Origin of the sequence: Micromonospora sp. NPDC049275, assembly GCF_043197115.1 — a bacterium.
Lineage (GTDB): Bacteria > Actinomycetota > Actinomycetes > Mycobacteriales > Micromonosporaceae > Micromonospora.
On sequence record NZ_JBICSN010000001.1, the window covers coordinates 121,518 to 145,525 of the forward strand.

Sequence of the window (24,008 nt, forward strand, 5' to 3'; positions counted from 1 at the left end):
AGGTCAGGCGTTAGCGGTGCTGAGCAGGCGGCGCAGGTCGGCCGGGATGCCGCTGCCGGTGATCTGGGCCGGCGGGTCGTTGAGCATGACGCTCGTGGTGGCGACGGCACTGCGGTAGCGCAGGATCTGGTAGTGGCGGCCGTCGACGTCGCACGCGGTCAGGGCCCGTACCGGGATCCCGTCGTCGGCGGCCGGTATGCCCAGGGCGACGGCTGCGTGGCGGCCAGACTCGCTGGTGTCGAGTCCCTCGCCGAGGAACGCCATAGCGAGCAGGGGTCCCGGCTGCGCGCGGCTCCACGCCCGCAGGTCGCCGGCCTTGGCGGTGCTCAGCGTGTCGGTGATCGCGCGAAGGCCAACCCAGTAGGGCAGCGTGAGGCTCGTGCCGGGCATCGCGTGCTCGCTCCACACCTGCGTGTCGATGGGGACGACCGCGGTGTCGAGCCTTCCTGCCCCTGTCAGGGAAGTGGAGTCGAACAGGCCGAGCAGGGTGGGGTACGCATCAAAGCCCTCCTCGTCGGCGAGGGCTTCGACAGCGGTCAGCGCGGCTGTCAAGACGGTGGCGCGACGTACTGCCTTCATGAGGTGCCTCCTAGGCGTGCGGGTTGAGGTAGAAGCCGATGCCCGTACGGGCTATGGGAAGCGCCGGGCGGCGCGCCTGAGTTCCCCCCGGGTGCGGGGACTGAGGGCGCGCCGTCCGGCGAATCTCATGCGGTGGAATCGAGGGCGACCGCGAGTAGCCGCTGGCTGGGCTCGAGGGTGTCGAGGTGGCGCAGGGCTTGTTCGAGGTAGGTCACCCGGTGGCTGAGGGCGTCGCTGACCGGGGCCAGCTTGTGGCCGTCGACGGTGAGCATCGCGTCGCCGACGACGGCGCTCGCGGCTCGGTGGTGCTGGTAGGCCATCTGGCCTGCCTGGTACATCTCCAGTTCTCCGACGCCGGGTTGGCCGGGGCCGGGGGTGACGGCGGCGTGCAGTCGCATGGCGTTGACGCGGGGTTGGGCGTGGAAGTCCGCCACCGCCGTGTCGTACGGGTACTTCTGCGGGTCGGTGAGGTGGCGGCTTTCGAATGCCGGCCACGGAGTGGCCGCCCGGGTGCCATGCACCGTCTGCTGCCAGATCTGGTAGCGAATCGCGGCGCCGATGGCGGCGGCGTGGCGCATGCCTTGCAGGTCGAGCAGGCGCAGGGGCCCTCCCGCACAGGGGGCGGGGCGGCCTTTGCGCAGGCCGATCATCTGGCTGCGCTGCCACAGCCGCAGCTGTGGTACCGCCCAGAACAGCGGGGTGAGGGTGCCGGTGACACCGAAGTGGGTGCGCAGTTGGTGCGCGGTGAGGGCTTCGGCGGGCACCTCGTCGGGCAGGCAGATGACCATCGTGGCGATGGTCGGCGCCGGCGTGACGGGCCTACGGACGACACTGCTGACCCGGGCGGGGGCCGGTGGGCGCGCGGGCGCTGCGGTGGCCTTCGCGGGGGCCGGTCGGGCGAGGATGGCGGGCACGCGGCTGCCGTGGGGGGTCAGCGGGGTGCCGTTGAGAGCGGACATACGCGGTTCTCCTCCATGTGTGGGCATGCGGATGACCCGTCCCACCGGGTACGTGGGTCGGGTTGGGCGGTGCGGTTTCGGTGCTGTCCAGGAGCGCTCTCAGCCGGTGATTGGTGAGAGTGTCGGGCCCGGCAGCGTAGGGATTCGTGGCGGTGGAGCGCCCGTTCGAGCAAGGATCAGATGGGCGGCCTAGGCGGGCGTGACGGGCCGGTGTTCGGCGCGGGGCCCGTTAGCGGACGGAGCGACGAGTCGATGGTTAGCCGCGGGCCAGGGTTCAGCTGCGGCGTCATGACGTCCGTGGCTGTCTATGGCGTCGTCGTGTCCAGCAGCGGTTCCCAGAGTTGGCGCAGTGCGCCGAGGACGCGAGGGCCGCGTAGCCACGTCGCGACGGCGTCTTCTTGGTCTTTGGAGATGGGGCATACGAAGGAGGCGAATTTCTCTTTGCCAGGCATCATCAGGTAGATGAACAGATGTTCGCCTTCGTCTGCGAAGAAGGCATCCTTGGACCAGTCTTTCCAGTCCCAGCGGTAGACGACGTTCATGCCCTCGTCGAGATCGTCGATTGCTTGGCGCAGCTCATCGAACGAGTTAAATTCCTCCTCGTGACCGGTCACTGCGAAGTGCGGGTGATCGATGTTCCACAGGTGGGGCATGGTGGTGTTCCTTTCTGGTCGTGACGGGGCTGTCTGATGGTGTGGTGTCGGCGCCAGGAGGCGCGCGGGAAGGACCGAGTCACCGGGTGCGTGAGTCAGGTCGGGGATTCGCCGATGGTGCGGCGGGTGGTTGGTGCGACCTCGAGGGCCGTCGCGCGGGGCGCGGGCCGACCGGCTGATGCGGGTGGGCGTCGCGTACCGCTGGGTGCGGCGGGTGTCCCTGAGGTGGGACCGAACCGGGGTGGAGCGATATGTGGGGTGTGGTAGTGACCTGAACGGTAGCCCTGGGCACTCACAGCGGCGGCGGGCCGTGTAATGGCGTGACAGGCGGGTTGACCTGCGGTGTGAGAGATCACCGGCCGCTGCGGGCGGTTCTGGTGTGAGTGGCTGTGAGTCGCTGTGAGTGGCGGGCCCGCTCACAGACGCTCGTCTTGCGGTCGGGCGTCCCGAGCCTCCGGTGCGGCTGCGGGATGGCGGTTGACCTGCGGTGTGAGCGGCTGTGGGCGAGCCGGCGGGGCTGTCAGGCGTCGTCGGGGTCGCCGTAGTGGTGGGGGTTGGTGGCGGTGTCGGGGCCGTGGTCGCTGGGCAGCTCGTGCAGCCAGCGGCGTGCGCCGGGGTCGGAGGTGAGGGTCCAGGCGGGGCCGGCGGGGTGCTCGTGGTGCAGGCCGGTGGCTACCGGCATGGCAGTGGGCACGCCGGCGAGGGCGTCGAGCAGGTTCGCTTCGCGTCGGCGGTTGGGCACGCGAAGCAGGACGGGGTAGCGGGGGCCGAACTCGGCGAGGCGTTCGTAGGCGCGCAGCTTGCCCAGCACGACGCGCAGCGGCTCGGTGCCGTTGTCGTGTTCGAGGAAGAACCCGACGGTGCGGCCGGCGGCGCGCCAGATGCCATGGCCGTCGGGTCGCACGCCGGCGATGGCGTAGGCGGCGGTGGCGTGCTGCTCGGACCACCACCGCAGAAGTTCGGCGTCGCGGTCGGCGCGGGTGTAGGCGTGCAGGTCGATGAAGAGCTGGTTGGTGCCGAGCAGGTGGCTCATTCGGCCGCTGCCAATGATGCGGTGGGCGCGCTCCACGCTGGTGCGGGGAGCGGGGGCGTCCGGCCGCAGCGGGTCGCTGTAGGCGCGGGGGTGCACGTCGATGCCAAGCGGGCCGAGGGTGTAGAGGTACTGGTCGGTGCCGGTTCGGGTGTCACCGAAGCGGTGCACGGCCTCGTAGCGGTGCAGGGCGGCCAGGCGCAGCAGCGCGGAGCGCTTCGAGGGGAACAGGGCGGCGGCGATCTGGTCGGCGGAGAGCAGGTAATGCTCGGCGAGCCAGTCCAGCAGGTCGTGGTCGCGCAGGGTCAGCAGCCGCAGGCGGGCCAGCCGCTCGTCCTTGCTGAGCCGGCGAGCGGGTGGGGTGGGTCGAGGTTCGGACGGGTCAGGTTCAGGAGTGTGTGATTGGCGAGACATGGTGATCTCCTCAGGGAGAGTAGAGAGGAATCCCCCTCCTTTCAGGAGGGAGTCTGGAACTGTCACCGCCGATGAGCAGCAGTGGTCACCGGCGGTGTGCTGCAGTGACGGGCCGATCGGCCGGTGTGATGGCCGGCGACGGCGGTTAGGGGTGGTGAAGGCACGGCGAAGACCGGAGCGAAGGTGCTACCGAAGCCCTTGGAGTCGCCGCAGGTGGTGCCGAGCCGAAGGCGTGCCGTGGCGATTTGTCAGGCTCAGCGGCGTGGACGGCGAGTCCGTTCCGAGTCGCGGGTGCTGTCCTCAGGGGTCGCGGTGTCGTCCTTCTTCGGGCGGGAGTACTGCTCGACGAGGGCGTCGATGGCGCTCTTGTCCTGGGGCAGGACCTTTTCCGCGGCCACTTCGCGGATGGCGGTGGCCTCGCCGACGACGGGCTTCGGTGCGCGGGTGCGCATGGTGAACGCTGGCGTCTGGCGTCCGTCGGCGACCAGGCGGGTCGCGGTGGTATAGGCGTCGAGGTGCGTCAGGTCGTGCTCGTCGAGCTCCGGCAGGGTGTGCCGAGCCAGCACCCGGGCGTCCTCGGGCGCGCAGGAGAAGTACACCTTGTTGCGGGCGTTGGCCGACGCGGCGGCGAGGAGGTCCTTGGGGAACTGGGCGAGGTCCTGATGCGACAGGACAAGGGACAGCCGGTATTTGCGGGCCTCGGCGAGCATCGTGTCCAGGCTGTTGGCCAGGGTGAGGAAGTTCTGCGCCTCGTCAATGATCAGTGTGGCGTCACGGCGCTGGTCGGGGCTGAGGCGGGCGCGGGCGGTGGCGGCCTGCCACACCTGCGCCAGGATCAGCGAACCGAGCAGCTTGCTGGTGTCCTCCCCCAGCTGCCCCTTGGGAATGCGGACGAGCAGCGCCCCGCCGTCGAGGACTTTGCCCATGTCGAAGCTGGAGCGCGGGTACTGCATGGTGCGTTTGACGAAGTCACGCAGCAGGAATGAGCGCAGCCGGGCGAGGACCGGTCCGATGACCTGGGAGCGCAGGGCAGGGTTGAGCTCGTCGTACCACTGCCAGAAGCCGTGGAGTCCGGCCGGGTCGTCGAGGTCGACGGTCATCGCGGAGCGGAACTGGGCGCTGTTGAGTAGCGGCGGGATGTGTTGCAGGGTGACGTTGGCGTGCCGCAGCAGGGTCAGGCACGCCACGCGCATGACGTCGTCCATGCGGGGGCCCCATGCTTTGGCGAAGATGTTGCCGAAGATCGACACGAGGTTGTCGACGACGAGGTCGGGGTCGTCACCTTCGAGGGGATTGATCGTGGGCGGGTTGGGTTGGTCGGGGTCGAACAGCACGACCCGGTCGGCGACGTCGGCGGGCAGCCGGTCGAGGATGTCCAGGACCAGGTCGCCGTGCGGGTCGATGACCACGGTGCCGCGGCGGGCTTTGATCTCGTCGACGGCCATGTTCACCAACATGGTGGTCTTGCCCGAGCCGGTGGATCCGATCACGTGCATGTGATACCTCGAATCCGGCACGGACAGGCCGACACGGTGCCCGCCCATTTGCGCGTCGCCGAGAATTTTTTCTCCGCGCCCGCCTACGGTCACGGCGACCGGGGCCGGCATGGACTTCGCGCGGGCCCGGTCCAGGCCCGGTACGGCCAGGTCCTGGGGTAGTGCGGCGAGCGCGGCCAGCTCGGGGGCGCTGGTGATAAAACCGGCGCCGAGACGCCGCTGAGCCAACACCGCCGTGGGATAGGGCATACGGGCGCGGTGGGTGAGCCGGTTGCGGGCGGAGTACACGGCGAACGCGGAGGCGATGGTGTCGGCGATGCCGCGCAGCCGGGGCCGCTGGTCGGTGCTGGCGCGGCTGGTGTCCTTGGCGACGGCGTAGCGTACGGCGGTCTCCCACAGCGGGTGGGCGGTCTTGTCGAGGATGGCGCGTACGTCGCGTTCCACGCTCGGGTCGCGGCGGGTCGCTGGCGCGGCCCTACCGGTGCCGGCGGTGCGCCCGGGTAGGAACGCCTCGATGAGCCACAGCAGCGGTGCGGCCGGGTTGATGGTGGGCAGGGCGGTCTTGCCGTCGCGCAGCCGGCCGGCGGCGCGGCGGGCCCGTTGGGCGCGGCGGGCGGCGGCGGGGCGGGCGAGGATCTGCACGCAGGCGTGCTCGTCGGCGCGCAGGCTGGAGCCGGCGGACATCAGGGCGCGCAGCGGGTCGGTGTCGTGGTCGGTGCGCAGCGGCAGCCACTCGGCGGCGACGGGCAGCAGGTGCCCGCCCACCGCCGCCGTGTCCAGGGGGATCGGCGGTTGGGGGTCCGTGTCGGTGGTGCAGGCGGCGCCGGGCCACGCGGCGCGTACGGCGGCTTCGACGGCGCCGGGTGGGACGGTGCCGGGCACCCACACGGAGATGAGCAGCCGCCGCCCGCTCCAGGTGTACTGCCACACGACGTGGGGGCTGCCGTACCGCAGCCGGCGCCGCCGCGAGGGGGTGAGGGTGCCGGCGAGGTTGGCCCACAGCGCGGCGGCGCTATGGGGGTCGACCTCCGGCGGTGGGGCGATGGTCACCAGCCGGGCGCCCTCGGCGTGACGGCGGTGCCGCCACGTCGCGAGCAGGTTTCGAGCGGCTACAACGGCGACCAGCACAATCGCGGCGACCGCGAAGAGCCACGGTCGCTGCCCAGCCCACGCGGCGGCGTCGAGCAGCCATCGAGTCGCGCCCGTCGGGGGTGCGATGCCGGTGGGCGGGGCGATACCTGTGGGGGGTGCGCTGGGTGCGGGAACGGTGGCGAGGTGGGCGGTGAGGTTCACAGGTCCTCTTCGTCGTCGAGGCCGGCCAGGTCGCCGGGGCGGGTGGTGGCGAGTTGGTGTTCGGTGTCGGAGGCGATCGCCTCGAAGCTGGTGCGGTTAGTGCCGGAGATCAGCAGGCCGGTGCCAACGCGGGCGGCGAGCAGCAGCCGCCGCTCGCCGGCGGTGAGGCCGAACGCGTCGCCGATGGCGTCGATGGCCTGCGGTGCCTGCTTGAGCAGCACCTGTGTGGCGGCGTTGGCGACGACGGCCTGGCCCAGGTCGGTGCCCAGGACGTCGGCGACGTCCTGAGTGATCACGGCCAGGCCGGCGTGGCGTTTACGGGCCGCCTTCGACATTCGGAAGAGAAACTTGGCGCCTTCGCCGTCGCGCATCAGCAGCCACGCCTCGTCCACCACGACCAGTCGCCTGGCCTCTGACCGGCCGGGGGCGTCGACCTGCCGCCAGATCGCGTCAAGGGCGAGGAGGGTGCCGACGGTGCGCAGTTCGTCGGGCAGTTGCCGCAGTGACCACACGACCAGGTGCCCGTCGAGGCGGGTGGTGGAGGGGCCGTCGAACAGTTGGGAGAACGAGCCGTGCACCCAGGGTGCGAGGCGGGCGGCGAGCTGCCCGGCGGCCGGGTCGCTGTCGTCTTCGAGGCAGGCGGTGAGGTCGCGCAGCAGCGGCGCGGGCCGGTGATGACTGGCGGGGTCGGCGGTGATGCCGGCTCGGCGGTAGACGGCGAGGATGGCCCGGTCGAGGGCGGCGCGTTCGGTTGGTGGCGGTTGGTGCCCGAGGAGGACGGCGATGAAGGTGTGCAGGAATAGCCCGCGGCGGGTCAGTACGTCGGGTCGGGTGTCTCCGGCGGGCAGGTCGAGGGGGTTGATTTTCACGCCGGTGGCGCCGAGGCGTACCACTGTGCCGCCGACGGCGTCGGCGAGGCGCAGGTATTCGTCTTCGGGGTCGATGACGGCGATCTGCACCTGCTGGTAGAGGTTGCGCAGGATCTCCAGCTTCACGAAGTAGCTCTTGCCGGCGCCCGAGCGCGCGAGGACGACGGAGTTGTGGTTTTCCTGCGCCCAGCGGTCCCACCACACGATGCCCTGCGAGTCGGGGTTGACCCCGTAGAGCACGCCGCCTTCGGCGGGTGGGTCGCCGGGCAGCGGCGCGGGCAGGTCGGCCGAGGCGAGGGGGAACGCGGCGGCGAGGGCTTGGGTGTCCATGGTGCGGCGCATCTGTAGCGAGTCCGTGGCCAGGGGCAGAGTGGTGGTCCAACCGGCGAGGTGGCGCCAGGTCGCGGGCTGCACCTCGATGAGCGTGGACGCGGCGGCGGCCTTCACCTGCGCGCAGGCCTGCAGCAGTTCGTCCTCGGTGCGGGCGTGCACGGTCAGGTACAGCCCGACGCGGAACAGTTTCGCCGCGCCGCGGGCCAGGCGCTGGGCGAGGTCGGCGGCGTCCTCGGCCGCCGCCTCGACGTAGGGGTCGGGCAGCTTTCCGCTTTCGGCGCCAGCGCGGCGGGTGGACTCGAAGCGGGCGCGCTGGTTGCGCAGCCGAGACGCCGCGATCGGTGCGGGTAGCGGGTCGATGTGCAGGGCCAGGTCGAGGCGGCCCGGCCATGACAGCAGCGGCTCCAGCCAGGCGTGGCCGACCTCGGCGGGGTAGCCGGTGACGACGAGGGTGGCGGCGTAGCCGTCGCCGACGCGCAGCATCCGCGGGGTGACCTCGACCGAGGCGGGCGTAACGGCGCCCGCCAGCGACGACGGCGGGCGGAGGCCGCCAGTACCCGTGCGGGAGCGTTTTCCAAGTCTCATCAGCGTGTCTTCTTTCTGGTGTCGGGGTGCGTGTGTGGGCCGGTGATGACGGCGTCGGGGGCGGCGAGCCCGCCAGGGCGCGACGGCCGGTACGGGTCGGCCGCTGCGGCGATCGCCGCGGTGACCGCCGCCCCGTCCAGGGCGCGGGTGGTGACCCCCAGACCGGACAGAGACCGGACGGTGTCGTCGGCGCGTCGGCGCGCCGCGTGGTCTCCGCGTTCGCCCGCGCTGCTGCGGGTGACGATGAGGACCTGTCGGCGCAGCGGATCCCGTCGGGTCGCGAGGTCGTCGAGGAAGCGGGCGTGGTCAGCTGCCGCGTCTTCCAGCGCCGGGTGAGGCAGCGACTCCACGGCCTGCGACAGCGTGCGAGCGGCGGAGTGCAGATCGACCGGCTGCGCCGACACGACGATCTGCGTCGGCGTGGACAGGCTGTTGAGCCAGCGGCCGAACGTGTCGACCAGGGCGGCCTGCTCGTCGGCGGTGCGTAGCGCCAGGTTGACGCTGGTCGCGGCGACCATCGCCGCCCGCGCCCCGCCCAGGCGGATTTCTCCCTCGTCGTCGATCGCGTCGGCGGGCAGCGTCAACGGCGCCGGCACCATGACCCTGCTCTTCGGTGCCTGGACCCAGTCCGGCGTCGTCGACGTCGTGTCCGTCGTCGACAGCGCCCGGGGCGCCCGGGCGTGCCGGACGGCGGCGAGCAGCCACACGTCCAGCGGCAGGCCGTCGCGGCGGCCGACGGCGACACCGAATACGAGGCCGCCGAGGACCACGGCGGCGCCGACGAGAACCAGCGCCGGCACGAGGTGGTGCAGGGCACGCCAAGCGCCGTAGAAGGCCAGGGCTGCGACGGCGAGGATGGCCAGCTGACGGAAGGTCAGCCCATACAGCACCTTGTCCGGGGCGTCCACGTCTGACGGCATCCTGGCACGGCCTGCCTCGGTGCGGTCGTTGGCGCTCATCGGCGCACCGCCCGCAGTCCGCGGCCGAGGCCGGGGATCGAGCGGGTGGCTTGCTGCACCAGGACCACCCGCACCGCGGCGCCGATCATGTTCGCGCCGCGGCCGTTGCCGGTGGAGATGAAGCTTTTCATCATCGCGGGCACCCGCAGGGTGGTCCACAGCATGACCATCACGACGAACAGGTTGATCACTCCGCCCGGGTCGACCGGCAGCCCGAGCACGGGCAGCAGGTTGTCGGGGTCGGTGAGCATCCACTGCCCGGCGTAGAGGGTGAAGCCCTGCACGATCGGCACCGCGAGGGTCCCGGCGTAGGCCTTCCACCACATTCGGGCGATCGGATCGGTTTGCGGAAGCGCGTGACACGCCAGCGCCAACGGCGCGAACGCCGTCAGGACCAGCACCGTCGCGAAGCGAACGATCACACTGAACGCGGTCGAGGCGAGCAGCACCGCGATGATCGCCACGCAGACCACGAACAACAGCACCGCGGTCTTGTCCTGCCCCGCACTGATGTGCGTCTTGATCGCCCGCAACGCGCCGTCGCTGTCCCCGTCGGGGGTGGTCAGGGCTGCGGTGAGGGCGTTGGCGAGGTCGATGAGCATGCGGCACCACAGCTGCGAGAAGTGCGCGGCGACGAACCCGACGATCAGCCGCGGCATGAGGTCCTTGACGGTGTACTGGGAGGCTTCGCCGCCGCCGGCGGTCATGGTGAGCACGCCGGCGGCGACGAACGCGAGGACGAAGACGGTGTCGACGACCCAGATCGAGCGGCCGGTCAGGGCCTGCACCTGCGGCAGGACCGTGACGTCCGGGGTGATCAGCAGCGCGCTGCTGATCACCCCGAGCAGCGCGTCGAGGGTCGCGAGGATCGCCGCCGCCATCCAGTCGAGGATTTGGCCCAGCAGATAACTCATTCCCATGGCGGCGTCAGCCTCCGACGATGCCCTGGACGATCCCGAGCAGGATCGGAGCCAGCACGGCGAGGCCGTAGCCGATCAGGGCGTTCTTCAGCGCGCTCTTGGCCTTGTCAACCTGCGCTGGGTCTCCTCCGGCGGTGGCCCAGTAGACGCCGGCCAGGACGAGGAACAGGGTGGCGACGGCCGCGAGGATGCCGATCAACCACATCTGCATGTTGAGGATGACGACCGGGAGGGAGTTCGCCGCCAGCACGGGCACGCCGGTGTCGGCGTACGCGGCGGCGGGCACGGACAGAAACAGCAGCACTTCGCCGGTGACGGCGGCGACGCGGCCGGCCTGACGGGCGGTGCGGGAGCGGGTGAGGGCACGAAGACGTGCCGGAATGCGGGACATTGAGCGTTCACCTCCGGCCCCGGCCGGGTGAGGGCGGGGCGGTTGTCGGCGGTCCGGGTGGGTGGACCGCCGCCAGAGGGGCGCGGGCGCGGACAGCGCCTCGAAGCACGACCGTCCCCGGGAGGAGCACGTCCTCCCTTGTCGGGTAGCGATCTGTTCGGTGTGGTGTCAGCGCACCAAATTGCGCGGCACCCGGAGACGTCCGGTGCGTAAGGCGGCCCGGTGTGGGCCCGGCCCTCTGGCGGCGGGCGGGACCGTCACGCCCGCTTGATGGCGGGTGAAGTGGTCTCGCACTTGTAAACCGCCGCCTGTGTGCTCTGGCGAACGCCTGTCGTTCTCACAGCGACTCACAGGGACTCACAGCCGCTCACACACAGCAGGTCTTCTCGCGCCTGACCTGCACTTTGTCGATTTCTGCTCGGAAGGCCGGTTCTCTGAGTCGAGATGATCTGGGCGCCGGTGCTTCTTCCCCGGCGTTTCATTGGGTGGAGGCGTTCCCGCGACAGGTTCTTAAGCCCTGCCCGGGGGATGCCGTCGGCGCAGCGCGGACATGGCCGCGGCGCCCGCACCGGGGATCCGGTGGGGCGCCGCGAGAACGCGTGCGGGGCGGGTCTCAGGCGGCGGCTGCCGCCTGGCTCGTGTCCTGACGGGCAGTGCGGCGGCTGGCAGCACGCAGGTTGCTGCGTCGTTCAGCCTGTGCGGCGAGGGCCTTGGCGGCCTGTGGGGATGCCGTCCCGGTGAGTAGGCCCGAGGCGAGGGCTTCGGCGATGCGGGTGTCGATGCGCCCCAGGCGCATCCGTAGGGCATCGGTACTCAGGCCCCGCAGCGCGGCGATCGGTTCGATCGCCCGCCGGCCGAGCCGCACGTCGATGTAGGACTGCTCGTCGTCGGCGTCGAGGATGCCGAGCCGTACGGCGCGGTTGATCAGCACGTCGGGATGACCGTAGGGAATCTGCGGGGTGCGCGGGCCGATGACGTGCTCGACGTCCTCGACCGGGATCACCTCCGCCGCCTGCTGGCGCAGCTTGAACCCGGCGCGCCAGCCGGCGCGGCACAACCCGGCATACGGGGCGGGCCGGGCGAGATCCACGTGATCGCGCAGCGCTACCAGGAACCCGGAGAGGACCTCCGCCTCGATGTCGTCGGGGTCGCCGGGGTAGCCCTTGCACAGCTGCCGGGTGTAGCGGCGCAGCGCTGGCAGGGCCATGCCGACCGCGCCGATGACCCACTGCGGCCCGTCCAGGCGGGCCCGGCGGATCATCTCGACCCACACCGCGTCGCGCGCCTCGAAGGACGTGCGATGCGCCAGCAGCCAGTCGCGCACCGCCAGCACCGTCATGACACCCGCCGGTAGGCCGACGTCCGGGCCGAGCTGGTCGAGGTCGATCGACAAGGGCTCGGGGTCGCAGGTCAACGCCGCGAACGCCACCTCGGCGGCGTCCAGCGGGGACTGCGGCCACTGCGGGGAAGTCGTGCTCATGATTGCCACTCCTCGGAGTCGATCTCGGTGTCGCCGCCGATCGGGGCGGCGTCTGAGCAACCGATTACGGCATGCGTGGCTCACAGACGCTCACAGCGCAGGTCAGCGCGCTTATGCCGCTGTCAGAGGTGCCCTCACCACGGCGCGGGTGGCTGCGCCTCGGCACCGCCTTCGGCAGTGGCGCTCGTTGTCGCGCGAACCGCTGACCAGGGCTGTGAGCGACAATCCAACCCACGCCGGCCCGGTTTCACGGCGCTTCTCACAGCGGCCCATCATGCCGCTCACAGCCGCTCACAGTGGTCCGTCGCGCCGCTCACAGCCGCTCAGAGTGGCCCGTCGCGCCGCTCACAGCCGCTCACAGTGGCCCGTCGCGCCGCTCACAGCCGCTCACAGTGGCCCGTCGCGCCGCTCACAGCCGCTCACAGTGGCCCGTCGTGCCGCTCACAGCCGCTCACGGTGGCTCGTCGTGCCGCTAACAGCGGCTCACAGTCGCTCACAGCGGCCTCCCGAGACGTGTGTACGACGACGGAGTCATCGACACGTTCGGGTGTCGTCCGAACGACGTCGGGGCGGGTCCCCGCAATCCTGTCCGGCAAGCACGCGGCTGTGGCCGAGGTGACATGACGACCGCGCGCTGGGCGTGTCATCAAGGCCATCTTGCGGGCGCCGCCGCCGCAGCCGGCGCCCCTCTGCCACAGTGACAATGTCAACGATCGCTTTCGATGCCCCTGGACGGATTGACAACGCCTGCGACCAACAGGTTGCCGCGGCGGCGCCGCGACTGTCGGCGATGACACCGTCCCATGACAGGCGGTCATCCTGACATAGAGCTTTGTCGTTGACATTTTGTCCGCAGGTCCTTGTGAGCAGGACGTTGACATCGGTCACACGTGCGCACGGCAGGCAACGGCGCGGCGCCGGACGTGGTCGCGCCCACGCCGCCGCCAGCCGGCGATCAAGCCGCCTGTGACGCTGCGGCGCGTCGGCCCTGGCCACTTTGCCGGGACAAGACAAGGACGGCTTTCGGGCTGTCACCACGGTTCGCATCAGCGCGCTGCGGACAGTTTGTCATCGGCTCGCGTCATCGCCGGCAGTCGATGGTCAGGCGTGACGCGGTGCTGCCGTGCTGTCGTGTGCCTCGCTGCCGAGTCAACCGTTCACTGGGCTTCTGTGCGGTGGTCGGTGAGGTATCGGCCGTCGGCGCGCAGCACGGTCCCTGTCGTGTTGTGAGCGGCTGTGAGTTTGACAGGCGTTCGCCAGAGCACACAGGCGCGGGTTTACAAGTGTCAGCGCACTGCATGCGCGGCGTGGAGCCGACACCACATGAGCGAGCACACGTCGCAGCACCACCAGCGCCCTATCCACCCCGTCGACCCGCGCGTGGTCGACCCGACCCTGATCGACGTGGTCGCCGGCGACCCGCCGGTGCCTGTCACCGTGTGGCGCACCGCCCACGACCCGGCCGACGCCGGGCGTAGCCTCGGCGCCCGCCTGGCCTACCGGCTCGTCGCCGCCTACACCCGCCCCGGTGAGGTCGTGGTCGACCTCACCGCCGATCACGCCCTGAGCGCCGTGTGCGCCGCGGGCGGCCGGCGGCACCACCCGGGCTGGTTCACCGACGCGTCCAGCCTGATCATCGGACCGGCCACCCCGCCGGCGCGAACCGATCCCGCCGCCCTCGACGACGACGGCGACGGCAATGGCGACGGCATTGGCGACGGCCTTCCGGACATGACCGCCTGGTTCGGCGACGACCTCACCGACGGGCAACCGCCCACCGATCGCACCACCGCAGCAGACGGTCTCACCTCCCTCGGCGAGGCGACGAGCCTGGTCGTGGCCTGCTGGCCGCTGGATCCCGACGGCACCACCAACCGGGTCCGGCTGGCGTGGCTGCTGAACGAGTGCGCGCAGCTGCTGCGCCCCGGCGGCTGCCTCGTCCTGGTCGTCACCGTCCCCACCGCCGCAGCCGGCGGCCCGGAGGACTTCACCCCGGTGGCCACCGCCGCCGCGCAGGTGGGCCTGGGCTACCTGCAGCACATCGTCGCCGTCGGTGCCGACACCGACGGCGACGCGTTCGTCTACCACGTCACCGACGAGGAACTGCTCACCTTGACCCATCCGCAGTGGGTGGCGCACGTGCGGGTCCACGCGGACTTGCTGGTGTTCTCGCCCGCGAACAAGGCGCGCGAGCAGCGCCACGGCGGCGGTGAGAGCCGTGGCTGACCACACCGCTTTTCCCGCCGAGTCGCAGGAGCCGACCCAGGACTCAACACTGGGCGACAGCACTCAGCGCCACCCTGCGCAGCCGGAAGGTCTGTCGGTGTGGGCGACCGCCCAGCGGACCGGACCGGTGCAGCGCCGCGGCCGGTACGTGCCCGAGTCGGTCAAACACCCGGCCCGAATGCTCCCGGCGATCGCCGCCCACGCCGTACACGCCTACACCCAGCCTGGGGACCTGGTCCTCGACCCGATGTGCGGGATCGGCACCACCCTCGTCGAGGCCATCCACGCCGGCCGCGACGCCATCGGCGTGGAGTACGAACCGCGCTGGTCCAACATCGCCGACGCCAACATCACCCACGCCCACCACCACGGCGCGACCGGCCGGGCGTCGGTGGTCCGCGGCGACGCCACCCGCCTGTCCACCCTCCTGCCCGCCGCTCTGGCGGGACAGGTCGCTCTCGTGGTCACCTCGCCGCCGTACGGGCCGACCGTGCACGGTCTGGTCCGACCCGGCGAGGACGGGGTGGCGAAGTTCGACAACGCCTACAACGACGGCGCCGACCGCGGGAACCTCGCCTACCGTGACCTCACCGGACTCGCCGACGGGTTCGAGCAGATCCTGCGCGGCTGCGCGGACCTGCTGCGGCCCGGCGGCACCGTCGTGGTTACTGCCCGGCCGTGGCGCAAGCACGGGCAACTGGTCGACCTGCCCAGCGCCGTGATCGCCGCCGGCGTCCGCGCCGGCCTGGTGCCCACCGAACGGTGCGTCGCGCTGCTCGCGGCGGTACGCGACGGGCAGCTCGTCGCCCGTCCGTCGTTCTTCCAACTCCAAGCCGTGCGCAAGGCCCGCGCCGGCGGCACCCCGCTGCACCTGATCACGCACGAGGACGTGCTGATCTTCCGCCAGCCGGGCGGCGACCCGGGTTCACCGATCCTGAACACCCCCGAGGGCGGGGTGATCGCGTGAACGCACCCACCCACCGATACCTGAGCCTCGGCGCCGGCGTGCAGAGCTCCACCCTGCTGCTGCTCGCGGCGCACGGCCAGGTCCCCACGTTCGACGCGGCGATCTTCGCTAACACCGGCTGGGAACCGGCCGCGGTCTACGCACAACTGCGCCGACTGGAGCAGCTGGTCACCCGATCGGGGATTCCGGTCGTCCGGGTCGCGGCGGGTGACATCCGCCGCGACGCCCTCGATCCGGACCACCGCTTCGCCTCAATGCCCCTGTTCACCCTGGGACCCAACGGTGAGCGGGGCATGGCACGCCGCCAGTGCACGGGCGAGTACAAGATCAAACCGATCAAGGTGGAGGTGCGGCGCCGCCTCGGCTACCCGCACCCCGCCCGGGTCCCCGCTGGTGTGATCGCCGAAATGGCGATCGGAATCAGCCTGGACGAGATAGGCCGGGCCCGTGACGCCGACGTCGCCTACATGCGCAACGTCTTCCCGCTGCTGGATCTCGGCTGGCGGCGCAAGGACTGCCTCGCCTACCTAGCCGCGCACGGGTGGGCGGACACCCCGCGCAGCGCGTGCGTGGGATGCCCGTTCCGCACCGACGCGGAGTGGGTGCGGTTGCGCCGCGACGACCCCACCGGATGGGTCGACGCGGTGGCGTTCGACGCGGCGATCCGCCACGGGTCGGCGCGGGCCAACGCCGCCGGGCAGCCTTTGCGGGGGCAGTTCTTTCTGCACCGCCAGCGCGTCCCCCTCGACCAGGTCACCCTCCGCCCCAGGACTGAGGCGCAGACGGATGTGCCGGGGTGCGGGCCGTGGACCTGTCCCCACCCAGACACGGCCACCGAGCCAACGCCCGACTCATCGGTCGCGCCGGGGCGGGAGGTGCGCGATTGACCGGCACCTCCCACCCCGCATCGGATCGCTGTGCACCGGCTACGGCGGCCTCGACATGGCCGTCGAGCTGGTGCTCGGCGGCCAGCTCACCTGGTACGCCGAGACCGACCGACACGCCGCAAGCGTCTGCGCCCACCACTGGCCCGGCGTCACGAACCTCGGCGACATCCGTGCCGTCGACTGGAGCACCGTCGCGCCCGTCGACATCCTCACCGCCGGATTCCCCTGCCAGGACATCTCCAACGCCGGCAAGCGAGCCGGCATCACCGGTGCGCACTCCAGCCTGTGGAGCGCTGTCGCCGACGCCGTTCGCCACCTTCGCCCGCCGCTCGTTTTCGTGGAAAACGTCGCCGCGCTCCTCCGCCGCGGCTTCGACGTCGTCGAAGCCGACCTGGCCACGCTCGGGTACGACACGAGCTGGACGTGCCTACGCGCATCCGACATCGGCGCCGCGCACCGCCGCGACCGACTGTTCCTGCTGGCCACACCCGCAGAACCTCACCGAGGGGGTGCGGACGTTGCCGACACCATGCGCCCGTGACGGGAAGGGCCCCGGGCACCAGTACGGGCTACCCGACCTGATCGAACCGTCCGGCTCCACCCACGGCCTGCTGCCCACCCCCACCGCGGTGGCATACGGGTCGAACAAGTCCCCGTCCGCCGGGGCGAGCCGCCGGCCGAGCCTGGCTGGCGTCGCCGGGCAGCTCATGCCAACGCCGACGGTGGCGGACAGCCGATCCTCGGCCAACGTCACCGCCGGCCGCGTCACGCCGATCGAGCATCAGGGCCGGACGCTGACCGATGCCACCCGGCTGCTGCCCACCCCGAGGGCCAGCGACACCGGCACCCCCGGACGTAAGGCGGGGGCCGGGTTCCGGCCCCCGCTGTCGCAGGTGCTGCTGCCCACCCCCAGGGCCACCGACGGAGCGAAAGGTTGCCCGGGGCAGCGCGGCTCGCACGGCGACCTCACCCTGCCCTCAGCAGCGGTGCGGGTACCCACCCGCACCCTGCCCACACCCCGCGCATCCGACGGGCGCGGCCCCGGACACCACGGCGACGGCGGGACGGACCTGCGCACCACCGTCGCCGAACTCGGCGACCTCGACGAGCACCGATGGGGCGGCTACGCCGCCGCCATCGCCCGATGGGAGCTGCTACTCGGCCGAGGCGCACCGGAACCCACCCAGGCCGGGCAGCACGGCAAGCCCGTGCTCGCCCCACCGTTCGTGGAATGGCTGATGGGCCTCAACCACGGCCACGTCACCGACCCCACGCTGGGCTTGCCGCGCACCCTCGCGCTGCGGGTCTTGGGTAACGGCGTCGTCCCCCAGCAGGCAGCAGCCGCGCTGCGGCTGCTGCTGTGCCCGCACCGCTGGCAGGCACCGTCATGACCGAAGATCATCGCCCGGGGGGTCTGGCTGAATACCAGTACCACCAGGAAGGGCCAGTCACCCTCTACCTCGGCGACACCCGGCAGGTGCTGACCGCCATGCCCGAGGCGTCCGTCGACTGCGTCGTCACCTCACCCCCGTTCTGGGGGCTCCGCGACTACGGCACCGGCCGCTGGAGCGGCGGCAACCCCGACTGCACGCACGAAGCAAGCCGTAAGGTCGACGGCGCCACCTGCCGGCGATGCCCCGCCCGATGGTCCGATCCGCAGTACGGACTCGAACCCACCCTCGACAAATACATCGACCGGCTGGTCGACGTATTCCGCCAAGTGCACAGGGTGCTCACACCCACCGGCACCTGCTGGCTCAACCTCGGTGACAGCTACAGCAGCGCCTCCAGCGGCGCACCCCAAGCAGGCCGGCCACAGCCAGGAGGCCGACGGCCGGCGGGCCCCCGCGCGCAGGACACCCTTGCGGCGAAAAACCTCATCGGCGTTCCCTGGCGGGTCGCGTTCGCGCTGCAAGCCGACGGCTGGTGGCTGCGCAACGCGATCATCTGGTCCAAGACCAACCCGATGCCCGAGTCCGTCCGCGACCGCCTCTCCACCACCTACGAACTGCTGTTCCTGCTCACCCCATCACCCACCTATTTTTTCGACCTCGACCCCATCCGGATACCGCTGGCGCACCCAGCGGCGGCCGACGGCAGCCGAGTCATCGGTGGCGCCCGCAAGGGCGCCACCGGCGGGATCGGGGCGACCGCCCGTCGCCGAGGCGCCACCGCCTACGGCAGCAAGTACGCCGCCACCAACACCGCCGAGCCACGCGCCTCGGCGGGCAACCTCAAACCGCTCGGGCACGCCCACACCGCCGCACACGTCCGGGGCCGCAACCCCGGGGACGTGTGGCGCATCGCCACCCGCCCCTACCGCGGCTCCCACATCGCGCCGTTCCCCATCGACCTGCCACTACGGGCGATCGCCGCCGGCTGCCCAGCCGGCGGCGTGGTCCTCGACCCGTTCTCCGGCGCCAGCACCACCGGCCTTGCCGCGATGCACCTCGGCCGGCGCTACCTCGGCATCGACATCGCCGAGCAGTTCCACCACGAGGCCATCACCCGATTACGTCCACACCTGGCGCAGGACACGACATGAGCCTGCGCCTCGTGCCGGTCACCTTCGCTCAGGCCGGCGAGTTCATCACCGACTGGCATCGCCACCACCGCCCGCCCCGAGGACACAAGTTCTCGATCGGCGTCGCCCAGGACGACGTTCTCGTCGGGGTGGCGGTGGTCGGCCGGCCCGTCGCGCGGATGCTCGACGACGGCCACACCCTCGAAGTCACCCGCGTCGCCGTCGCCGACACCGCTCCGAACGGCTGCAGCATGCTCTACGGCGCCGCTTGGCGAGCCGCGAAAGCGCTCGGCTATCGACGGTTGGTCACCTACACCCAGCAGGGCGAGTCCGGGGCCAGCCTGCGGGCGGCCGGGTGGCGCGTCGTCGCCGCCCGGCCGCCTACGCCCGGCTGGTCCCGCGCTGCCCGACCCCGCAGCGACCACGGCGTCGACCACATCGCCCGCCTCCGCTGGCAACCGCCGCGCTGACGCCCGCTCCCGGCCACCTCACACCGAAGCCAGCCACCCAGGGTGGGCGCCCATCGAGTTACGTAGGGCGCCCACCCACGGCTGCCAACACAACCCACCCCCACTATCGAAGGAATGTCCGTTGTCACCTTTGATCTCTGTCGGTTCCACTCGTCGGCGGCTAGCGCAGCGTGTTCTCGCCGCGCGGCCTGTGGGTGCAAAGCACCCACGCGGCTTGCAGCAGCCACAGCACCGGACACGCACAGAGCCCGACCTCGAAGCCGCCAACAGGGGCGCCTACGTAACGACCGACTTCGCGTCGACATCGGCTGTGGAGCTGCACCCGACACCACGATGCTCACGAAGGAGGAGAAATGTCTAAGACCGACCGCCCCGACGACCTGCCGCCCACGACCGGACCATCGGCGCGTCGCGCGTCGCGCAACCCGCGCCAACGGGACAACCTCAGCTGGCCGGTCGTCACCGTACGACCGGCGACGATCAAACTCCCCACCCTCACGGTCACCCAACGACACCGACGGCGGGTAGCGGACCAACTCGCTACCGGGCTGACCGTTGCCGCCCGGACCGGCCGGCCGAGCCTTTTCCCAGTTCTGGCCCTGACCGCACCGGTTGACGAAATCCCCCGGATAACCACGATCATCGACGAGGCCTTACAACTCGTCGCCGCACCGACGCCCGCTGCTATACGTGTAGGCCGGAACCTGCGCGGCGAACCCGCTGCGGTCGTACTCCACGGCGACCGGTGGAGCCTCGTCGTAGAGACCCATCAAGCGGCGTCGCGCCAACCAACGGTCACCTACGCCTTCATCGACGGCTCTGGCGGACATTGTCTCGCGCTCTGCTTCGACGACCATCCCAACGCGCTCGGCGTCGCTTGGACCGAGATGACCCACCACGTCCTGGCGATGACAACCTAACCGCCCCACCGGCCGCACTAACCCGGCTACGCCGCCCGCCACCAGCTTCACTGCGCGCCCACAGACAGGCACTTGAAGCCCGTCGCGCGGCGAGCGCGGGCTGCCGCAGAGGCGCTCGTCACCGCTCTCATTGATCTACACATCGGATTTCTGCAAGCCCCGCAGCCCCTACCGCGGGCGGCCGACCGTCCGGCCGTTAAGGCGATCACCACGCCGCGGATCGTCGGCGACCTGCCGCATCCCCGGATCAGCGGGAAGCGCATCTACGCGGCGCTCCAATCGTCCTGATCGGCGTCGCCCTCACCGCGCCGGACCGCGACCGCGCTCGCACCACCGCCCAGCGGCGGCGACGCGCAGAGCTGCTTTCGCGGCAGCCTAAGGACGGTCACCTGCACACAGCAGCTCACCGTCAGCTGGGTGCGGAAGCGGAGCTATCTCTCCATACGCGAGCCTGCCTTAAGGCTGACCGCCGACGGCTCGCACTTTCGAGTGATCGCACCTCACCAAGTCCGGCACCCCCGCAGAGGGCAACCGGCTCCACTCCCACCGGCAACTGACCGCCTCATGAAAGGCACACCACGATGACTTCCCAGCCCTCACCAGCCAGCCCGTCGACCCCCGATCACCTCAACTGGACCATCGATCAAATCCGAGCGCTCGGCACCGTCACCGACATCGCCACCGTCGGGCAGATCTACGGACTGCCCCGCTCCACCGCCTATGCCATGGCGCAAGCCGACACTCTCAGCAACACAGCAGTCCCACGATGGCGATACAGGCCCCTCCGACAATGGGAGGGGCCTGTATCGCTCGTCAGGGAGACAGGGCTGGCGCGATGACTTCGGCTTCCTGGGCCAGCGCCGCAGTGCACCCGAATATTGCTGATAGCCCGCCACCGCACCCCTGGATAGCCTCGGGCCCGGAGAGCCGCTGCCCGAGCGTGAGGTCATCGCCCGCAGCCCCCGATCCTCCCCACCAGGAGGGCGGTCCTTCCCTTGCAGGACGGACCGGCCTCGCAGTCGTTGCAAAGTGGCGGCCGGGCGTGGGGGTCCGTGCCGGCCGCTGCAGCGCTGAACGCCACACCCGACGGTTCGGATAGGGGCGCTGGCCAACGCCGTTGTCGGCCAGTAGAAGGAGCGGTATCCCTGGTCTGCCACCTCCTGCGGCGACGAGGGATAAAGCTAGTACAAGCTCGGCGTCGTATCGCCTGGCGCCAATTCCGAGGCAACACCTGGCGACACCCCCGGGCCTGACGTCCGAAGGCTCCGGGAGGTGAAAGGGTAGGGCTGCCCCCGGCTAGCGGAGTCCGTGCACTGCGGCCGGCCCGTCTACCCCAACCCGTGGCGCTGCGGAGGCCCGGCGCCGCGTCTGCTGGGGGCGTTAGACGAGGCGGTCGCTCTCGCCGGGTCGGCTGCTAGCCCTGAGCGGTGAGAGAGAGGACAGCGACATGCGGAGACGGACGTTGGTGACCGGGACGCTCGGCGGTGTCGTGCTGGGCGCGTCCGCGCCGGCAACCGGATCGGCAGCCGTAGCTGGTCGCTACCGGCTGCTGCTTGAGCCCGCCGCCCCAGGCGCGGCACCCGTCACCATCGACGCCCTGCGAGCGGCGGTGTCGCAAGCGTCAGCCAACTTCCACGGGGTCCGCTATCAGCAGCTCGCACGACAACTGCCGGAGTTGCTGCGCGCCGCCGAGGCGACCTGTGACGCGGCACCGGCCGACCGGGCGGGCTCAGTGCAGACGGTGCTCGCTGAGGTTTATGGTCTGGCGACGCGCCTCAGCGTGAAGTTGCACGATCCTGGCGTGGCGTGGTCGATGGCGGTCCGGGCGGTGCAGGCGGCGCGCGCGTGCGACGACCTCCACGTGCTCGCGGAGACATACCGGACGGCCGCCGTGGTGTTGCGCCGATCGGGCCGCCACGATGAGGCGCAGCGAATGGTCATTCAGGCTGCGGTTCACCTCCGGGAGCACACCCGTTTGAAAGCCGGCAGGGATGTGTCCCTGTACGCGTCGATGCTGGCGACGGCCGCCTACACCGCTGCTCGCGCAGACCGACGCGACGATGCGTGGACACTGGCTGCGGAGGCAGGAGATGCGTTGGCTTCCGGCACGGCGTCCGGATTTGGATCGAACGATCTTGAGCTGTACCGGTCGGGAATCGCACGGGCGCTCGGCGACTTCGGCGCCGCCGTCGATCATGCTTCCCGAGTGCGGATCGAACGGTTCACGACGCCTGAGCGTCGGGCCCGCTACTGGGAAGACGTCGCGCTGGCATGGATGGGTCGCGGCCGGGTCGCGGAGGCGTGGGTGGCGTTGCAGGAGGCCGAGGCGACGGCCCCCCAAGAGGTGCGGTATCGGCCTTGGGCGCAGGATCTGACCGCTGACCTCCTTGCCCGCGATCGAGGGGGAATGCTGCCCGGGATCCGTCCGTTCGCCGCCCGCATCCAGGCGGCTGGGCCGGCCTAGAGCTGGCCATGTCGTCGGAAGGCTATGCCTGATGTCCAACGCGTGGCGTGCCGCCTCGGTGCAGGAGTCTCTCTTCGGGGAGGGTGACCCTTTAGCCGGCCCTGAGCCCGTCCTGATGGCCCTGAATCCGGATTACTATGCACTCTTTTGGCGGCATGCGAAGGTTCACGAGTTCCGTCGTAGGTTCATCCAAGGTCAAGCGACACGTTGGTTCGTTTACCTCACCGCGCCCGTGAGTCGGTTAGGGCCTGTCATCGACCTTGCGCCAGCGATCGTGGATTCTCCCGAGCGCATCGCCGAGATCGCTGAGCGGGTTCGCCAGGGCAACGGTTCAACCGTCCTCGAGTACGTTAAAGATCTTGATCAGGCTTTCGCCATTCCGGTTCGGCGGATCCGTGAGTATCCGGGCCTCTCCGTGGCGGAAGTGCGCGCCGAACTCGGCCGCTTCCATCCGCCACAGGGGTATGTGCGCCTGCGTCAGCATCCTGGTCTGCTGCGGCTTTGCGAGAGGATCGCGGCTGGTGAGCCGGTTCGGGAGATGGCGATCGATGGCGAACATAGGCGTTGTGCTTGAACAGCGGTGCGTCCGCCCCTCGTAGCGGCGGGGGCAGCACGGCGGAGCGACGGGTGGGCGGGCCTCGTCCTTGAGGCGGGTTCGAGCTGCACCCCGCGGTCCAGGCCTAGAGACCGACGGTCATCACTCATAGCCAGAATCCAGGGAGCCGTCGCCGCCGCGCTCGTCGCTCGCGCGGGTGGACTCCGACGAGTTCGATCGGAAAAGGCTCAGCAGCCTGCACCCGTGGTCGGTGTACGGGAGATGTGGTGCCTCGCCACTGATCCACGGCTATCTCAGACGTGGTACTGCCAGCTACAGCGAGGCCAGCAACGAGCTGTTGGCCCGGCAAGACACCTAGCTTGGCAGGTCCGCGGTCGGTCTGCTTGCCCGGCCGTCGACCTGCACGGGGCGATGAGGAGCGGAAGCCCTCACGCGTCAGGGCACAGTGGCGGGTGCCCGCCACGGTGGAACTCGAACCGCTCCTGCACCAACCCGTACTGCTCGAACGTGCCGGCGAATACCGCACCCGCCCGCGACAGCAACCGCTTGGATCGATCGTTCGCTCGTTGAGTCGTGGCTATCAGCAGGTTCTCGTCGAGGTTCTCGAAGAACCAGACGCGGATCAGCTCGACCGCTTCGCCGGCCAGCCCGTGCCCCCAGTACGCGCGCCGGAGCTGGTAGGACACCTCCCAGGGGCCACGCTTCCGCGCGAGGCTTCCGCTTCCAACGACCTCGCCGCTCACGCGCCCGACGATCACGAACTGGCCCCACGCCTGGGCGCTGATTTTCTGCATCGCGTTGGCTGCCGCGACCGTCGGATCGATCGGACCGCCGATGTATGAACGAACGTGCGGGTCGGTTGCCATCTCGATCAAAGCTGGCTCATCGCCGTAACCCGGTGGCCGCAACCTCACCCGTTCTCCTTCAGGCGAGAACGGCAGCCATTCGGTCATCGGACAAGCGTGGCAGACGCACCGCTTGAGCACGATGCCGACAGGCCAGATCCGACATCATCGATGCGGCGGTTCGTTCG

21 protein-coding genes are annotated in these 24,008 nt (G+C 70.6%); 10 read left to right on the top strand and 11 right to left on the bottom strand.

Annotated features, from left to right (window positions below):
* Positions 1-3: 3 nt before the first annotated feature.
* The 10 genes from ACGFIE_RS00595 to ACGFIE_RS00640 form a co-directional block, all read right to left on the bottom strand.
* Positions 4-579: a hypothetical protein gene (locus tag ACGFIE_RS00595; protein ID WP_393289572.1), complete on the bottom strand. Its 576-nt coding sequence runs from the start codon at positions 577-579 to the stop codon at positions 4-6.
* A 125-nt stretch (positions 580-704) separates the two neighbouring features.
* The gene (locus ACGFIE_RS00600; protein WP_393289575.1) at positions 705-1,538 is read right to left on the bottom strand and encodes a hypothetical protein; all 834 of its coding nucleotides are present in this window, start codon (positions 1,536-1,538) and stop codon (positions 705-707) included.
* A gap of 305 nt (positions 1,539-1,843) precedes the next feature.
* Positions 1,844-2,191 carry a hypothetical protein gene (locus ACGFIE_RS00605; RefSeq protein WP_393289578.1) on the bottom strand — a complete coding sequence of 116 codons (348 nt, stop codon included), beginning with the start codon at positions 2,189-2,191 and terminating at the stop codon, positions 1,844-1,846.
* Positions 2,192-2,711: 520 nt separating this feature from the next.
* Positions 2,712-3,635 (bottom strand): replication-relaxation family protein, encoded by a 924-nt coding sequence (locus ACGFIE_RS00610; RefSeq protein ID WP_393289580.1) that lies wholly within the window; start codon positions 3,633-3,635, stop codon positions 2,712-2,714.
* A gap of 254 nt (positions 3,636-3,889) precedes the next feature.
* Positions 3,890-6,424 carry a type IV secretion system DNA-binding domain-containing protein gene (locus ACGFIE_RS00615; protein WP_393289582.1) on the bottom strand — a complete coding sequence of 845 codons (2,535 nt, stop codon included), beginning with the start codon at positions 6,422-6,424 and terminating at the stop codon, positions 3,890-3,892.
* On the bottom strand, positions 6,421-8,211 hold the full coding sequence (locus ACGFIE_RS00620) for a VirB4 family type IV secretion system protein (protein ID WP_393289584.1): 1,791 nt from the start codon (positions 8,209-8,211) through the stop codon (positions 6,421-6,423). Before ACGFIE_RS00620 ends, ACGFIE_RS00615 begins: the two co-directional genes overlap by 4 nt.
* Positions 8,211-9,131, bottom strand: a complete 921-nt coding sequence (locus tag ACGFIE_RS00625) for a PrgI family protein (RefSeq protein ID WP_393291221.1) — start codon at positions 9,129-9,131, stop codon at positions 8,211-8,213. The genes ACGFIE_RS00620 and ACGFIE_RS00625 overlap by 1 nt, the downstream gene beginning before the upstream one ends.
* A 35-nt stretch (positions 9,132-9,166) precedes the next feature.
* A complete protein-coding gene (locus ACGFIE_RS00630; RefSeq protein WP_393291223.1) occupies positions 9,167-10,084 on the bottom strand; it encodes a type IV secretion system protein in 918 nt (305 codons plus the stop codon).
* Positions 10,085-10,097: 13 nt separating this feature from the next.
* Entirely contained in the window at positions 10,098-10,481 is a 384-nt protein-coding gene (locus tag ACGFIE_RS00635) for a pilin (RefSeq protein ID WP_393289587.1), read from the bottom strand.
* Between the two features lie 613 nt (positions 10,482-11,094).
* Entirely contained in the window at positions 11,095-11,961 is an 867-nt protein-coding gene (locus ACGFIE_RS00640; RefSeq protein ID WP_393289589.1) for a hypothetical protein, read from the bottom strand.
* 1,323 nt (positions 11,962-13,284) lie between these two features.
* Between ACGFIE_RS00640 and ACGFIE_RS00645 the strand changes: the two genes are divergently transcribed.
* From ACGFIE_RS00645 to ACGFIE_RS00690, 10 genes are all read left to right on the top strand, one after another.
* Complete coding sequence (locus tag ACGFIE_RS00645; RefSeq protein WP_393289591.1) at positions 13,285-14,187, top strand: hypothetical protein; 903 nt, start codon at positions 13,285-13,287, stop codon at positions 14,185-14,187.
* Between the two features lie 49 nt (positions 14,188-14,236).
* Entirely contained in the window at positions 14,237-15,154 is a 918-nt protein-coding gene (locus tag ACGFIE_RS00650) for a TRM11 family SAM-dependent methyltransferase (RefSeq protein WP_393291226.1), read from the top strand.
* Positions 15,151-16,041: a hypothetical protein gene (locus tag ACGFIE_RS00655; RefSeq protein ID WP_393289593.1), complete on the top strand. Its 891-nt coding sequence runs from the start codon at positions 15,151-15,153 to the stop codon at positions 16,039-16,041. Before ACGFIE_RS00650 ends, ACGFIE_RS00655 begins: the two co-directional genes overlap by 4 nt.
* Positions 16,042-16,069: 28 nt before the next feature.
* Positions 16,070-16,582: a DNA cytosine methyltransferase gene (locus ACGFIE_RS00660; protein ID WP_393291229.1), complete on the top strand. Its 513-nt coding sequence runs from the start codon at positions 16,070-16,072 to the stop codon at positions 16,580-16,582.
* Positions 16,551-17,432: a hypothetical protein gene (locus ACGFIE_RS00665; protein WP_393289594.1), complete on the top strand. Its 882-nt coding sequence runs from the start codon at positions 16,551-16,553 to the stop codon at positions 17,430-17,432. Before ACGFIE_RS00660 ends, ACGFIE_RS00665 begins: the two co-directional genes overlap by 32 nt.
* On the top strand, positions 17,429-18,586 hold the full coding sequence (locus tag ACGFIE_RS00670) for a DNA-methyltransferase (RefSeq protein WP_393289595.1): 1,158 nt from the start codon (positions 17,429-17,431) through the stop codon (positions 18,584-18,586). Before ACGFIE_RS00665 ends, ACGFIE_RS00670 begins: the two co-directional genes overlap by 4 nt.
* The gene (locus ACGFIE_RS00675) at positions 18,583-19,035 is read left to right on the top strand and encodes an XF1762 family protein (RefSeq protein WP_393289596.1); all 453 of its coding nucleotides are present in this window, start codon (positions 18,583-18,585) and stop codon (positions 19,033-19,035) included. The genes ACGFIE_RS00670 and ACGFIE_RS00675 overlap by 4 nt, the downstream gene beginning before the upstream one ends.
* A 353-nt stretch (positions 19,036-19,388) precedes the next feature.
* Positions 19,389-19,955, top strand: a complete 567-nt coding sequence (locus ACGFIE_RS00680) for a hypothetical protein (RefSeq protein ID WP_393289597.1) — start codon at positions 19,389-19,391, stop codon at positions 19,953-19,955.
* Between the two features lie 1,465 nt (positions 19,956-21,420).
* Positions 21,421-22,419, top strand: coding sequence for a hypothetical protein (locus ACGFIE_RS00685; protein ID WP_393289598.1), 999 nt, complete (start codon positions 21,421-21,423; stop codon positions 22,417-22,419).
* Positions 22,420-22,450: 31 nt separating this feature from the next.
* A complete protein-coding gene (locus ACGFIE_RS00690; protein WP_393289600.1) occupies positions 22,451-22,993 on the top strand; it encodes a hypothetical protein in 543 nt (180 codons plus the stop codon).
* A gap of 410 nt (positions 22,994-23,403) precedes the next feature.
* On the opposite strand, the gene ACGFIE_RS00695 is transcribed toward ACGFIE_RS00690, so the two are convergent.
* Positions 23,404-23,928: a GNAT family N-acetyltransferase gene (locus ACGFIE_RS00695; RefSeq protein WP_393289601.1), complete on the bottom strand. Its 525-nt coding sequence runs from the start codon at positions 23,926-23,928 to the stop codon at positions 23,404-23,406.
* Positions 23,929-24,008: the final 80 nt, after the last annotated feature.